The 13,790-nt window shown below is 39.0% G+C and carries 13 protein-coding genes, 1 tRNA gene and 1 pseudogene; 7 read left to right on the plus strand and 8 right to left on the minus strand.

Going from position 1 to position 13,790, the window contains the following annotated elements; genetic code table 11:
• The first annotated feature begins 63 nt into the window (after positions 1 to 63).
• From E4O00_RS08130 to E4O00_RS08150, 5 genes are all read left to right on the plus strand, one after another.
• The gene (locus E4O00_RS08130) at positions 64 to 564 is read left to right on the plus strand and encodes a hypothetical protein (RefSeq protein WP_253676888.1); all 501 of its coding nucleotides are present in this window, start codon (positions 64 to 66) and stop codon (positions 562 to 564) included.
• Between the two features lie 10 nt (positions 565 to 574).
• Complete coding sequence (locus E4O00_RS08135; protein WP_253676889.1) at positions 575 to 2,011, plus strand: ribonuclease E domain-containing protein; 1,437 nt, start codon at positions 575 to 577, stop codon at positions 2,009 to 2,011.
• A gap of 157 nt (positions 2,012 to 2,168) precedes the next feature.
• Positions 2,169 to 3,803, plus strand: a complete 1,635-nt coding sequence (gene groL / locus E4O00_RS08140) for a chaperonin GroEL (protein WP_253676890.1) — start codon at positions 2,169 to 2,171, stop codon at positions 3,801 to 3,803.
• Between the two features lie 181 nt (positions 3,804 to 3,984).
• Positions 3,985 to 4,734 carry a hypothetical protein gene (locus tag E4O00_RS08145; protein ID WP_253676891.1) on the plus strand — a complete coding sequence of 250 codons (750 nt, stop codon included), beginning with the start codon at positions 3,985 to 3,987 and terminating at the stop codon, positions 4,732 to 4,734.
• A gap of 67 nt (positions 4,735 to 4,801) precedes the next feature.
• Positions 4,802 to 4,874, plus strand: a tRNA-Met gene (locus tag E4O00_RS08150).
• Between the two features lie 77 nt (positions 4,875 to 4,951).
• Here the strand turns inward: E4O00_RS08150 and aroC are convergent.
• The 8 genes and pseudogenes from aroC to E4O00_RS08190 all read right to left on the minus strand — a co-directional run bounded on the left by aroC (position 4,952) and on the right by E4O00_RS08190 (position 11,690).
• Positions 4,952 to 6,061 carry a chorismate synthase gene (aroC, locus tag E4O00_RS08155; protein ID WP_253676892.1) on the minus strand — a complete coding sequence of 370 codons (1,110 nt, stop codon included), beginning with the start codon at positions 6,059 to 6,061 and terminating at the stop codon, positions 4,952 to 4,954.
• Between the two features lie 8 nt (positions 6,062 to 6,069).
• Positions 6,070 to 6,795 (minus strand): tRNA (guanosine(46)-N7)-methyltransferase TrmB, encoded by a 726-nt coding sequence (gene trmB, locus E4O00_RS08160; protein ID WP_253676893.1) that lies wholly within the window; start codon positions 6,793 to 6,795, stop codon positions 6,070 to 6,072.
• Between the two features lie 9 nt (positions 6,796 to 6,804).
• A complete protein-coding gene (locus E4O00_RS08165; RefSeq protein WP_253676894.1) occupies positions 6,805 to 7,518 on the minus strand; it encodes a hypothetical protein in 714 nt (237 codons plus the stop codon).
• Between the two features lie 24 nt (positions 7,519 to 7,542).
• A pseudogene (locus E4O00_RS08170) lies at positions 7,543 to 8,713 on the minus strand (hypothetical protein).
• Between the two features lie 84 nt (positions 8,714 to 8,797).
• Positions 8,798 to 9,211 carry a tetratricopeptide repeat protein gene (locus E4O00_RS08175; RefSeq protein WP_253676895.1) on the minus strand — a complete coding sequence of 138 codons (414 nt, stop codon included), beginning with the start codon at positions 9,209 to 9,211 and terminating at the stop codon, positions 8,798 to 8,800.
• Positions 9,186 to 10,946: a tetratricopeptide repeat protein gene (locus E4O00_RS08180; protein WP_253676896.1), complete on the minus strand. Its 1,761-nt coding sequence runs from the start codon at positions 10,944 to 10,946 to the stop codon at positions 9,186 to 9,188. Before E4O00_RS08180 ends, E4O00_RS08175 begins: the two co-directional genes overlap by 26 nt.
• A gap of 131 nt (positions 10,947 to 11,077) precedes the next feature.
• Complete coding sequence (locus E4O00_RS08185) at positions 11,078 to 11,251, minus strand: hypothetical protein (protein WP_253676897.1); 174 nt, start codon at positions 11,249 to 11,251, stop codon at positions 11,078 to 11,080.
• A complete protein-coding gene (locus E4O00_RS08190) occupies positions 11,238 to 11,690 on the minus strand; it encodes a tetratricopeptide repeat protein (RefSeq protein WP_253676898.1) in 453 nt (150 codons plus the stop codon). The genes E4O00_RS08185 and E4O00_RS08190 overlap by 14 nt, the downstream gene beginning before the upstream one ends.
• A 28-nt stretch (positions 11,691 to 11,718) precedes the next feature.
• Between E4O00_RS08190 and E4O00_RS08195 the strand changes: the two genes are divergently transcribed.
• Both E4O00_RS08195 and E4O00_RS08200 read left to right on the plus strand, forming a co-directional pair.
• The gene (locus E4O00_RS08195) at positions 11,719 to 13,092 is read left to right on the plus strand and encodes a tetratricopeptide repeat protein (protein WP_253676899.1); all 1,374 of its coding nucleotides are present in this window, start codon (positions 11,719 to 11,721) and stop codon (positions 13,090 to 13,092) included.
• Positions 13,093 to 13,102: 10 nt separating this feature from the next.
• Complete coding sequence (locus tag E4O00_RS08200; protein WP_253676900.1) at positions 13,103 to 13,780, plus strand: metallophosphoesterase; 678 nt, start codon at positions 13,103 to 13,105, stop codon at positions 13,778 to 13,780.
• The last annotated feature ends 10 nt before the right edge of the window (positions 13,781 to 13,790 follow it).

The following is a 13,790-nucleotide window of genomic DNA, read 5'->3' on the forward strand; positions in this document are numbered from 1 at the left end:
CCCCTTTTTAAATTCTCTCAACCTTTCTTTTAGAATACCGATAATCTACCTTGAGGACTATTTATGTTAAAAAAATACATAGGCGGTATATTATTTTTCATTTTTTTAAGCTCTGCCTTTGCAGACACGGCAGCCTTTGCCTGTTTTCAAAATAAGGATGCTCACGAAAAATGCAGAAGCATTACCGAAATTTTTGAAGATTCTCTTTTCGACAAATTTTTTGACGAAGGCTTTATTGCCACAAGCATTCCGGTAAGCGAAATAAAATCCGAAGAAGATATTTCGCTTGCAGAAATAAAATCATTTTTTGAAGAAAGCCCCAACTATCTGATGATTTTTTATATGCAATATGGAGATGAGCTCGTTTTTAATAAAAAAACGGAGTTAAAAGAGCCTGATTGGCAAAAAATGACAATCCGAATGTTAGATTTCGGGACTGAAAAAGAGATATACAAAAAAACTTTAGACATAGATAAATTAAAAGAAAGAGATGTAGAAAAAAAGGCCGAAAAATTGGCGGACAAAATAGCAAAAGAAATATTCGAGGCAATTAGCAGGAGATAAGGAGAGGTATATGAACAAAAAGGTTTTATTTTCATTGATATTCATTATATCGTTTTCATGTATATGGGCGGTTTGGGAAGGAAACGGAGGAATCGGATCTCCTACAGATTTCCCTTCGGGAGGCTTATTTGTCAGGAGCGATATGTTCCCTAAACATACACTTTTAGAAATAACAAACCTTGAAAAAAGCATTAAGGCGAGAGCCGTTGTTATCGGCCCATCAGGAATTCCCGGACTTCTCGTCAGTCTCTCACCTGAACTTGGAGAAAAACTTCTTGTACCAAGAGGTAAGGTTATCAGAATAAGAGTACTTACACCTAGTCCCGTAAACGAAGAAGAAGATGCAAACAATTCTGCAGCGACGGGCCCCGAATCTCAAGACTTAGATACCAATCCGGCTCTTTTTGTAGCCTCTCATATTGAAAGCCCGGCCGAAGAATCGGCTACTACGGAAAAACTTGAAGATCCGCAAAATGCTGACGGCTTAATAGAAATTCTTCCTCCGCCTGAGGCTCCTTTAGAAAAAAAAGCTGAAGAAGAGACTGTTCCAAGTGTCGAGCCCCTTCTTCTTCCTGCCGCTGAAGAAAAGACAGAACCGGTAGAAATTATTCCGGAATCATCTGTTAAAGAGGTTGAAGAAGTTAAGACAGAACCCGTAGAGGTTATCTCGCAGCCTCCGGTTAAACCCGTTGCAGAAAAAATTATTCCACCGGAAGAAGTTGCTCCTATCGAAACCGAGACCTACATGGAACCGGCAAAAGAGAATCCTCCTATAACTGTTGCCGCTATAAATGAGCCTGAAGTAAAAAAAGAAGAACCAACGGCTGCGGTTTCAGAAATAGACGAACCTCAAGAACCTGAAAAAACTAAAGAAACCGTAGAGGATGTTGAATTCATAGAGCCTGTATCGGAACCGGTTGAGGAAGCCCCTGATGAAGAAAAAAAGGTTGAGGTAATTGCTTCAATATTACCCAAAGCAGAACCGGCTCCTGTTAAAGAAGAACCTGCCCCGATTGAGGAAGAGCCCGTTCCGGTTGAGGAAGTTCCTTCTCCTAATGAAGAAATACCGGCCGAAGAGATCCCTTCAGAAGAAGCCGAAGATCCGGAAACTTATGAAGAAAACGATGCGGATATATATGCTGCAAACGAAGAAAAACCCGAAGAAGAAACAACGGTTATAGTAAATGAGATTAAGCCCGCTTCCGGCAAGCTGGAAAACGGAAAAACCTATGTTCAAATCGTTGTTTATAATGATAAATATAATCGGGATGAGGTCTTAAAAAAATACGGAAAAACCTATCCTATGGTGGTTGAAGAAAGTTTTGTAAAAAACAACACCAAGTACACCATATTTGTAGGACCCTTAAAACCGCAAGAAACCGGAGCTGTTCTTGAACGCTTTAAACAATTAGGCTTTAAGGACGCATTTCTCAAGAAGGGAAAATAAAATCTGATTAATTGCAACCATGTATAAAGTGTGTAATTGGTAATAAAACCGATTACACACTCCCAGTTACCCTACCCACTTGCCGTTTTACACTTTTTTTTGTATCTTATATCCACGATAATTAACAAACTAATATAGATTCTTAAGGAGAGCTAAAATGGCTAAACAATTATTGTTTAATGAAGAGGCTAGAAAAAGCCTGCTTGCCGGTGTTGAACAAATTTCAAATGCAGTAAAGGTTACACTCGGCCCCAAGGGACGAAATGTTCTTATCGACAAGAGTTTCGGAGCCCCTACAGTTACAAAGGACGGCGTATCTGTAGCACGCGAAGTCGAGCTTGAAAACAAATTTGAAAATATGGGTGCCCAGCTTTTAAAAGAAGTTGCAACAAAGACAAATGATGTTGCAGGTGACGGAACCACAACGGCTACCGTTCTTGCATACTCCATGGTAAAAGAAGGCCTAAAGGCCGTGGCTGCCGGAATGACCCCGCTTGAGTTAAAACGCGGTATCGACAAGGCAGTAGCTATCGCCGTTGAAGATATCCAAAAAAATTCAAAAGAAATTAAGGGTTCCGAAGAAGTTGCCCATGTTGCCTCAGTTTCTGCAAACAATGATTCTGAAATCGGTAAGATCATCGCAGATGCTATCGCCAAGGTAGGAAAGGACGGAGTTATCGACGTAGGCGAAGCCCAGACAATGGAAACCGTTACGGACTATGTAGAAGGTATGCAGTTCGACAGGGGCTACATTTCTTCTTACTTTGTAACAGACAGGGACAGAATGGAAACTGTTTTTGAAAATCCCTATATCCTCATCCACGATAAATCAATCTCAACAATGAAAGACCTCCTTCCTCTTTTGGAGCAGGTAGCCCAGTCAGGCCGCCCTCTTTTAATCATCGCAGAAGATGTTGAAGGCGAAGCCCTCGCAACCTTGGTTGTAAACAGCCTCCGAGGAGCATTAAAGACCTGTGCAGTTAAGGCCCCCGGTTTCGGCGACAGAAGAAAGGAAATGCTTGAAGACATTGCCGTTTTAACCGGCGGACAGGTAGTTTCTGAAGAATTAGGCTTTAAGCTTGAAGCCGCTCAAATTTCAATGTTGGGACAGGCCAAGAGCATTAAGATCGATAAAGACAACACCATGATTATCGACGGAGCCGGAAAATCCAAGGACATTAAGGACAGAGTTTCACAGATTAAGGCCCAACTTGAAGCAACAGATTCCGAATATGACAGCGAAAAATTAAGAGAAAGATTGGCTAAGCTCTCAGGCGGTGTTGCCGTTATAAAGATCGGTGCCGTAACCGAAGTTGAAATGAAAGAGAAAAAGCACAGAGTTGAAGATGCTCTTTCGGCAACAAGGGCAGCTATCGAGGAAGGTATTGTTGCAGGAGGCGGTCTTGCAATGATTCAGGCTATCGCAGCCCTAGAAAAGGCTGACATGAGCTCTCTTACAGAGGACGAAAAAGTAGGCTTTAAGATTGTAAAGCGTGCCCTTGAAGAGCCTATCCGCCAAATTGCAGAAAATGCAGGCTTGGACGGAGCAGTTATTGCAGAAAAAGCTAAAGAAAAGAAAGGTATAGGCTTTGATGCCGCTAAGATGGAATGGACAGACATGGTAAAGGCCGGAATCATTGATCCTGCTAAGGTTACCCGCTCTGCCTTACAGAACGCAGCTTCTATCGCAAGTCTTCTTTTAACAACAGAATGTGCAATTACGGATGTTCCCGAAAAAGCAGCCGGACCTGCAATGCCCTCACCCGACATGGGCGGCATGGGTATGTACTAGAATTTTAGTTCACCCTATGAGGGTATGTACCAGAATTTAAGCTTACCCTATGCGCGGGAATGTACTAAGTCTTTAGATTCATAAAAAAGAGCCTTGTATTTAATAATACGAGGCTTTTTTTATTTTAAAATTACAATAAATTTATCTTGCTATTTTTTTAAATATATATTACAATACACTTATGACTGATGATATTATGTCGGAATTAGGACTTGGAAAATCAAAAGGCGAAACAGTAGAGCTGGATTCTTTGACATTGGATGCCCTAAAAAAGGGCCCGATAGATATTTTCAACGATGTATACCTGGGTGAAACAAGACCTAATTCTTTGATTCTTTGTATTGATGTACGCGGTTTCAGCAGTTTTATGCGTGATAATGATGAACCTATAGTTTTTAGTTTGATTAAATCGTTTTCATCGAATTTTCTTTCATGTATTAATCAATTTGCATACAACTGTTCCTATTATAAACTTTTAGGTGATGGAGCACTAGTCATCTGGGATAAATTGGATGGGGTTGCAATAAAAGAAGCTGTCACAGTTTTTACCACATTTATAGAATTTGCCGATGAAGAATTATTTAAAGACCACAAGAATTTATCCATAGGCGGAGCCTTAGTTTTAGATAAGGTCTATAAATATGAAATATCGGCGGAGGCTTCGCAGTTAATGTATAGAGACTATGTAGGATACGGTATCAACCTCGCATGTAGGCTTCAAAACCTTGCATCCGGAGGAGAGCTCATCGTCAGTAAAAAGCTTGTCGATATAGGTGCAATTTATGCAAAAAAGAGTACAAATGAAGAAACCCTAGAAAAACTTAGAGAACTCAAAGGAGTAAAAAACGAAGACAGAAAAAACATTTATCTCTACGAGGGTATAAATCCTAAGATTATCTCAATATTTAAAGTTTTAAGTTTAGATTTTTAAATTATTGACAATTTGTAAATTAGGGCTTGACATAAATGTATATTTTTTATATACTCAAAGCTCTTACGGCGGTATAGCTCAGTTGGCAGAGCAAACGGCTCATATCCGTTAGGTCATAGGTTCAAGCCCTATTGCCGCTAGCTTGTTTCAAAGGCACTCAAATGAGTGCCTTTTTTTATTGTTTTTTATTCCGGAATTCCCAAGATTTTTTTAAGTTCTAAAACCTTTCCACCTTTGATGCTAAAAATGCATCGGCAAGCACAATATAGCACATTGCTTCAATGACAGGAACAATACGCGGGAAAAGACAGATGTCGTGATTTCCTCCTACAGAAAGAATACATTTCTCCCCTCTTTTATTAAAAGAGGTTTGGCTCATTCTTATTGAAGGAACGGGTTTTACGGCAATTTTAAGGTCTATCTGACAGGTGTGCGCCTCTTTTTTTTCGTCTTTAATATAGGAGTTTAATGCATAGTCCATGTTGCACGAAATTCCGCCTAAAATGCCGCCCGAATAATTTTTTGCAATTTCATTATTCTCGCTGCCGGGGATAGAAGCCGAGTAAAAACCGCCTCCAATTTCTATACCCTTAACTGCACCTATAGACATTAAGGCTTGCGATAAAACTGCATCAAGCTTACCGAACACTGGAGAGCCGAGTCCCTCAGGCACATTTAAAATAGAACAAGATAAAACGCATCCGGCCGAGTCTCCCGTAGAAGCCAAGTCTGTCAGCTTTTGAAAAACGGCCTTAGGGAGCTCATCATCTTCTTTAATAGGAATTCCCGTTTTAAGACCTGCAATTTCTTCGGCTCTTACCTTAATCTCAACAGGTTTTTTATCTGCCATGAGGGCAAAGGCTTCAAGCATTTTTTTTGCAACAGCACCGCCTATTACACGGCCTATAGTTTCCCTGCCGGAAGATCGGCCTCCGCCCCTATAGTCCCTATGCCCGTATTTTACATCATAAGCATAATCGGCATGCCCGGGACGGTACACATCTTTTAAGTCTTCATAATCCGCGGCAGAGGTTTCTTTGTTTCTGACCAAAACAGCGATGGGACTTCCGATGGTCTTACCCTCAAAAACTCCGGATAAAATTTCGCAAAGATCATCCTCGTTTCGGCGTGTAGAAAAAACTTTTTTTATGCTGCCGTCATCCTCAAAAGAGTTTTTAGGTTTTCTGCGGTTAAGCTCTTTTTGAATATCATCAGCACAAAGCGGAATACCGGCAGGGCATCCGTCAATTACGGCCCCTACCCCTGCACTCCTGCTTTCACCAAATGTGGTTATACAAAAAAACCGTCCAAAAGAATTTGTACCCATAACTTCCCCTATAAAAACTTTTTGCAAGGATTTTTTTCAAATATGAGCTCATTTATCACATGCTCTTTTTTTAAGCCCTTTTTTTCAAATTTTGTTGTAGGCCTCCAGCTTTGACTTGGAGCGAATTTTTCGTACTTGGATTTTAGACCGGGAGTTTCGCTCAACTGTTCAAAGGCATCATCGGCATAATTTTCCCAATCGGTTACCATATAAACATAACCGCCCTGTTTCAATTTCTTTGAAAGCAAATCGGTTCGGGGCCTTCTGACAAGCCGCCTCTTGTGATTCCGTTTTTTTTGCCACGGATCGGGGAAAAAAATATGAAAGCCGTCAACGCCTTCATCGCTTATCATATTTTCTAAAACTTCAATTGCATCATGCTCTATAATCCGTAAATTATTCAATTTTTTTTCTTCTATTTCGCCCAAAAGTTTTCCAACACCGGCCTTAAAAACTTCGATACCAAGATAGTTTTTATCGGGATTATCTTCGGCAATTTGAGCAGTTGCCGTTCCCATACCGAAACCGATCTCGATAATTACAGGATTATCATTCTGAAAAAGATTTTTTAAGTCTAGTAGAGTTTCTGTATATGGAATACACCATTTTTGATAAAAAGACTCGTAATTTCTTTTTTGCCCCTCGGTCATCCGTCCTGTCCTTAGGACAAATGTTTTTATAGATCTAAAATGAGACGGAACATCTGGCTTTTGAGTAATTTCAGTAGTATTCATTCTTTGATACTAATACAAACTATGGTACTTTGTCAAATAGGCTGTATTACCTTGGGCATTTTGAGCCATACATTGAATATAACGGGTATCAGGATATTTTTCGGTCAAAGAAGAAATCGAGTCTTCGTGTTTAGAGCCGTAGGGTAAGGCGTGAACAAAAAGAGGCTGTTTATCGGCCCCCGAAAGAATAAGAAAAAAAGATTTAAATGAGGAATCTTCAATACCTTCAACCGTCCATCTTCCGGCTTGAATCTGAAAAACAAAGGGCTTAGACTCGGCAGCCTCAGGCTCTTTTACGGTAATTTTTTTTATGGAACTGTTTCCGGACAAATCTTCCAAAACAAGGGAATACTCGCCTATGGGAATTTTGCCAAATGGAGAAGCAATCTTGTTGGATCCGGCCCACAAAGTTTTTTCGGCATCTGAAGATCTAAACTGAGATGAAGAAAAAAAAGAAGTAGATTCCCTGTTTAAAACCCATGTAAATCCCGACTCCAAATGAACCAGCTGAATCGAAGAATAATCATTCCTTCCGTTTTCATCCTTGTACATTAAAAATGCCGAAAGCCTTTCTTCGGTTGTTCCGGCATCCGTTTCAATTTTTAGAATTTTTACGGAAAGTGCAGGTATTTCCGGCTTATCGAATGAACACGAAAGAAAAAAAGCCGCAACAGAAAAAAACAAAATTCTTTTTAGCTGTTTTTTTTTATCATTTTTATTCATTTAAATACCGGTATCATCTTCATGTTAAAACATAAAGGACATATTCATTACGGTAAGGTCCGTATCTTCAAAGCGGTTTGCACTCGATTCAAAGCGGACATTTACCTTTTCGCACGCATCATTTAGATAAGAAATATAGTACATACCCAAATTCAAATCTTCAGATCCTTCAGGAAGATCTCGATAAAAATCGATTAAAGAATTTTTGTCGACATCGGCCATCTTTAAGTCATTTAAGTTAGCCCTGACAGCATCCGACTGTTCATTTTTGCTGTAAAGGGTAATCTGAAGTTTTCCCTGTGTACCGATTGAGGTTGTGCCGCCGCTTCCAAGTTTCCAAGAAACAAATACCAGCTCTTGTTTTTTTTCAAGCTCGGCAACCAGCCTTCGGCGTATTTCCGGATCAAAAAGAGCTTCTTGAGGATCATCAAGCTCAGGGAACAAGGTTACGGCTTCTTTACGCAAATTCATGTTTTCAGCACTTAGAATAAGCTCCATAAGCATTAGTGCTATGTACTCGGCTATCTTGGTTTTGTCCATGTATTCGGTAAGCGAGGTACGGATTGTTTTTAGAATAAGATCAAAATCCTTGTGCATCCTAAATTTGGTAATAATAAACCAAGTAAAAGGCCTCATCATGTTTAAAAATTTTTCAGCCAAAAAAAGCTGAATATTTTTTTCTTCGGGAGAAAGAGCATTGTTCTTTGTTATAAAAGAAAAAAGAGGTTTTACTATTTCTTGTTTTGCCTCATAAATCATTTTTTCGTTTTGTTGTAATACATTGGCCAAAAATTTTTCGTTTATGCGGGTTTTTTCGTCAATTATGCTTGCAGGATTTTGCCTATTCCATTTTTTTTATAACAGGAGAATTTAAAATCTGTTTAAAAATATAATCATCATATTGTTTATACAAAACCGAATAAACTATCAGCTTGGAAAGGTCCATAACCTCCTGCCTCGAAGATACGAATTCGGGCTTTGAAATTTCAATCTTTGAGATGTAATCGACCAAAAGCAGGCGTTGAATAGTTTCAGGCATAAATTTCTCGAGAGAAATGCCGTATTCTTCAATGTTTCCGGCAAGTTTAAATTTAAGGAGTTTTTTATTTCTCTTTATAAAAAAAGTAGAACCTTCCCTAGTCAAAATAAGCTTTAAAGGAAGATCCAAAATCCTTTTCTTTTCACCTGCAGCCATAAAATCATTTATCTCCTATAATCAAGTACTATCCAACTATACTTTTAATTCTAACATAATTTTATGAAACATTCTATAGCCCAGTTAAAGGGAAGAAAGTATAGAGCGAATCTCCTGAGCCTTTGAGTAATTCGGATTTTTATTCAATACCCCTTCCAAAATAAGTCTTGCATCGGCCTTTTTATCCAAGCTGATATAAAGCTTGCCTAATTCGTAATAAGCATCCCAGTTTTTTGTATCGACCTTTATAATTTGCTCATAAACACTTACGGCATTTTCTTTTAGATCTGCCGAAATATAGGCCGCAGCCAAATTCTGTTTTGCAGTAATATTAAGAGGCTGTGTTTTTACGGCATTAGAATAATGGTTAACCGACTTGTTATAGTCCCCTTTTAAGCCGTAGAGCTTGCCCAAATTCGTGTTTACTTCAAAATTGTTTTGTTCAAGTCTATAGGCAGCCAAAAGATTTTCTTCAGCTTCCCCGAATTTTTTCTTCATCCAAATACATGCGTCCTAGATTTATTCTCGGCTTAGCATAGTTTTTATTTGCAGAAACAGCCTGATTATAATATTCATAAGCATCAGCCTTTCTTCCATTCTTTTCTAAGGTTAAACCGTATGTATACAAGACTCTTGCATCCGCGGGCTTGAGATTATAAGCTTTTTCGGCATTTGACAAAGCTTCTCCGTATTTGCCAAGATCAACCTGCACAGTCGCCAAGTTATAATAGGTTATCGCATCGTCTTCGCCAAGAGTCACGGCCTCTTTAAAATGACGCTCGGCTAAATTATTTTGTCCCAAATCCGCATAAACTTGAGCCATTTCCCTCAAGGCCGCAAGATTTGCCGGTTCATAGGAAACAGCTTTTTTATAGTTTTCAACAGCCTGATCGAATTTTCTTTGAGCCTTGCGTATGCGGGCCATCTCTAAAAAGGCTTTTACATAGTCGGGCTTTATCCGTACAGCTGACGAAAAAGCAGAAAAAGCATCGTTATCCAAGCCGAGCTTTCTGCAAGTCATTCCCAAGTTAAAGAAAGCATTATCGAATTTCGGATTCGATTTTACGCTCCTCTCAAAAGAGGTTTTTGCTTTTTGATAATGCCCTCGAGCATAATATTTTTTACCCAATTCATAATTATATAGATAGTTATCGGGATCTAAACTTTGAGCTTTTTCCAATTCCAAAAAAGCCACCTGAGGCTGTTTTTGTGCATCTGCGATTTGAGAATACACATAATGGGCCATTGCATTTTGCCCATCGGCATTTAATGATTTTTTTATGTATGTATCGGCATCAGAAAGAGATCTTTCGGCATCGCCGGTCCCTTCACGCTCTGAAGCAAAATCGTTTAGGGCAGAAGCTATATCAAGATATTTTTTTGCCTTAAAAGCAACTTCAGAATCGGGCATCTTGTCAGAAGCTTTTGAAAAGATGCTGAGGGCAGAATTAAGATTTCCGTTTTTTAAAAAATTCATTCCCTCAGATACCAAGCCGTCAACTTCCTGCATCAAGGCTCTCGTCTTTGCATCGGCATTTTCTTTTGCGAGCCGTTGGGCTTCCGCGGCCTTTTGTGCATCAAGAGCAGCCTTCTTTTCGGCATCTTCTTGAAGCCTCTGTTTTTCTGCCGCAGCAAGTTTTTTTGCGGCTTCATCCTTTGCTTTTTGTTCGGCAGCAGCCCTAACCCTGCGTTCGGCTTCTTCCTTAGCTTTTTTCTCTTGTTCAGCCTTAGCCTTCCGCTCTGCTTCGGCCTTGGCGGCAGCAATTTTATCGGCTTCATTTATTGATGTTTTTTTCTTTTCTTCAGCTTCTTTTAAGGCTTTTTGCTGCTTAATCAACTCTTCCTGCCGCTTTTTTGCATCTTCGGCCCGTTTTAAGGCCTCCGCAGCCTTTCTCTTTTTTTCTTCTTCGGCAGCTTTTTTTTCTTTTTCGGAGGAAGCTGCAAGGTTTTTATTTATTTCTTCAGCAAGCCTGAGATTTTCCGCTTCTAAAAGAGCAAGCTCTTTTTCACTTTCTTTTTTTGCCTTTTCAAGTTCAGCCTCAATTTTGGCTGTTTGTTCTTGAAGGCGGGCAAGCTCTTCTTTTTCGGCTTCAATTTTAGCAAGAGTATGCATATCTGAAGCAGCGGAATCAGAGGTTTTGCTCTTTGTAAAAAACAAAATACCTACAACAACTAAAACGGCTATAAAAATACCGGTTAAAATACCTATTAGGAATTTTTGAAAATCAGTCAAGTTCGTTTTCCTCCGAATAATCTATTGTGCCGTCAGCTCCGGCCGATACGGCATCCGCATTGTCAACCGACGAAAGGTTAGCATTTACATCATCCATAAGTTTTTTATATCTCTCTTCAGCGGCTAAGCGTTCAGCCTCTTCCGCAGCTTTTTTTCGCCTCGGCTAATGCTTTAGCCCGAGCTGCCTCTTCGGCAATACTTTCCAAAAGAGATATCATTTTTTCGATTGAAGATCTTTGCAGTGTCTCAGGTTTTAAGTTTAAATAAATTTTATAATCTTGTAAAGCACCCTCAAGTTTTTCCAATTTTATGCGTGTATTGGCCCTGTTCAAAAAAAGCCGGAGCATAGAGCCCGTTTGAAGAAATTGCCTCATTATAAGCCAGCTCCGAAGCTTCAAATTGATTTTGTAAAAAATACACATTGCCTATATTGTAATAATAAAGATGCCCGTTCAAAAGATCATTATCTTTTCCTTGAGAAAGATAGGTTAAGGCATCACTGTACTTACCTATTCTAAAATAAGCAACCCCCAGATAAAGATAAACCGATTTTGGAGAGCCCTGTTCTTGGACTGACTTAAAAAGAGCAGAAACGGCTTCTTGAGGCTTATCCGAATACAAGAGTTTTTTACCCTCTTCAAAATAATCCACGGCAAAAAGCATAGGAAAAAAAGATAAAAAAACAGCAAAAAGAATGCTTTTTTTGAATTTTAATCGATAAAAGTGAGCTTTCATATTTGACATTCCCTCCCAAAAACTATACCATATAGGTATGTCTTCATTAACGATTATTTTGATTGCTGCGATAAGTGCAAGCCTCATTTTTCTCATCATTTTTTTGTTAAAATCGGTTCTTTTTCCTAAAAAGAGATCCAGAATCGAAAAAAACTTAAAATCCGGAAAATATGGGGCAGCGATAAAAGATGCAAAATCAATACTTTCAAAAAATCCCAGAGATTCGGAAGCCCGATACCTTCTGGGCAAGGCTTATCTTGCAGATAAAAAAGTAGATCTTGCCTTTATCGAGTTTAAAACTCTAAACAAGACAGCAGTATTCAACAACCCCGCAACAGAAATCGAGTTCAGAACTATTATAGCAGATTTATATTTAAAATTCCAGCAGCCGGATGAGGCTTTAAAGGAATTTATGCTTTTAAACAAAAAAGATCCTAAAAATCCTAAGGCTTATTTTCAAGCCGGACAAATTTATGAAAATAAAAACATGTCGGATCAGGCAATAGCTTATTTTCAAAAAGCAATCGAAGCCGATTCCCGCTTTGCAGAAGCCTACGCCTCATTAGGTCTCTTGCTTTTTAAGGCAAATCAAATTCCTGAAGCAGAAAAAGCCATTGCCACAGCCTTAAAATTAGCCCCCGACAACAGCGAAACGCTTTATTATCATGGAAGAATCCTAAAAAGCAAGAAAAACTATGCCCAAGCCCTTTCAGCTCTGGAAAAGGCAGCACGAAAACAGGAAATAAGAACAAAATGCTTTTTTGAAAGGGGAAGCTGTTATTTGGAAACCAACAGCATTGAAAAGGCCGAATTCGAATTTTTAAGGGCTATAAAATCTTCAAAACAGCTGTCGGCTCCTGAAGTTCTTTATTCAAGGTATCTTTTGGCCGAATGCTACGAAAAACAAAGAGAAATAGATAAGGCAATAGAACAGTGGGAAGCAATAAGTGCGGTTAATCCGAAATTCAGAAACACGGCACAAAAACTAGCCGAATATGCGGATCTCCGTACAAACGATCACATGAAAGAATATTTAACACTAATTAAGGAAGAATTTTTCCAAATGTGCAGGGATATTACGGAACAGCACTTTGACTATCCCGTTCAAGCCTTAAAAGAAACAAAGATAGGCTGTACAATACTCGCAGTCGAAAAGGGCTCGGAACAATGGCTTAACACAAGAAAAAAGCCCCAACTTTTGATTTTTTCGAGGGACGGACACACCATTACCGAATCTTTTTTACGCTCCGTCCATGAAGAGATGAAAAAACAGGCCGTAGTTACCTCTCACATTATAACATCAGGCAATTTTTCGCCGGATGCTGTAAAGTTTGCAGAAAACAGGCCTTTTAACCTGATTGACAGACAAAAACTTGAAAGAATAGTTGCAAAAGTAAAATTTACATTTTAGGAACAGGATAATGAAAAAAATTCTATGTATTTCGGATCAGATAGATCCGGTTATCTACAGCAAGGACATAAAAGAAAAATACGGAGATGTAGACTTTATAATTTCGGCAGGCGACCTGCCTATAGACTACCTCGACTTTGTACAGACATCCTTAAATAAACCTCTTTACTTTGTTTTCGGAAGCCACCACTTAAAAGCTCTTACTCACTATCATCCCGAAATGGCCGAAAAAACAAAGGACGGAGAAATAAACATATTTAAAAAAGGAAACACAAAAAAAAGCAATCAGGGTGTGTATATCGGCTTTAAAAACTGTAAACATGAAAACCTCATAATCGCCGGTGTTTCAGGGGCAAAAAAGCACAATGACGGTAAAAATCAGTTTACCGAAAAACAAATGAAACGTAAGCTGTCAAAAATGATACCTTCACTACTTTTAAACAAGCTAAAATACGGCCGGTATTTAGATATTTTGGTAACCCACAGCCCGCCGTTAATCGAAGGAGAAAACGAAGACAACAAGCAAGAATATTTTGAATGTTTTACAAAATTTATTGACTTTTTTAAACCTAAATACCTTATACACGGACAGGTGCACATATATGACCCGCAGCAATCCCGCAGTACAAAGCACGGCGAAACGGAGATAATAAATGCATACAGTAGGCATATTCTGGAGGTCAGGTAAAATTGACAAA

This window comes from Treponema sp. OMZ 788, from assembly GCF_024181245.1.
Lineage (GTDB): Bacteria > Spirochaetota > Spirochaetia > Treponematales > Treponemataceae > Treponema_B.

Excerpts from the sequence above, each read along its gene's own strand:
- E4O00_RS08175 (WP_253676895.1), bottom strand. The coding sequence starts at position 9,211 with ATGAAGAAAAAATTCGGGGAAGCTGAAGAAAATCTTTTGGCTGCCTAT.
- groL (WP_253676890.1), top strand. The coding sequence starts at position 2,169 with ATGGCTAAACAATTATTGTTTAATGAAGAGGCTAGAAAAAGCCTGCTT.
- E4O00_RS08195 (WP_253676899.1), top strand. The coding sequence starts at position 11,719 with ATGTCTTCATTAACGATTATTTTGATTGCTGCGATAAGTGCAAGCCTC.
- E4O00_RS08130 (WP_253676888.1), top strand. The coding sequence starts at position 64 with ATGTTAAAAAAATACATAGGCGGTATATTATTTTTCATTTTTTTAAGC.
- E4O00_RS08135 (WP_253676889.1), top strand. The coding sequence starts at position 575 with ATGAACAAAAAGGTTTTATTTTCATTGATATTCATTATATCGTTTTCA.
- E4O00_RS08200 (WP_253676900.1), top strand. The coding sequence starts at position 13,103 with ATGAAAAAAATTCTATGTATTTCGGATCAGATAGATCCGGTTATCTAC.
- E4O00_RS08165 (WP_253676894.1), bottom strand. The coding sequence starts at position 7,518 with ATGAATAAAAATGATAAAAAAAAACAGCTAAAAAGAATTTTGTTTTTT.
- aroC (WP_253676892.1), bottom strand. The coding sequence starts at position 6,061 with ATGGGTACAAATTCTTTTGGACGGTTTTTTTGTATAACCACATTTGGT.
- E4O00_RS08190 (WP_253676898.1), bottom strand. The coding sequence starts at position 11,690 with ATGTCAAATATGAAAGCTCACTTTTATCGATTAAAATTCAAAAAAAGC.
- trmB (WP_253676893.1), bottom strand. The coding sequence starts at position 6,795 with ATGAATACTACTGAAATTACTCAAAAGCCAGATGTTCCGTCTCATTTT.
- E4O00_RS08145 (WP_253676891.1), top strand. The coding sequence starts at position 3,985 with ATGACTGATGATATTATGTCGGAATTAGGACTTGGAAAATCAAAAGGC.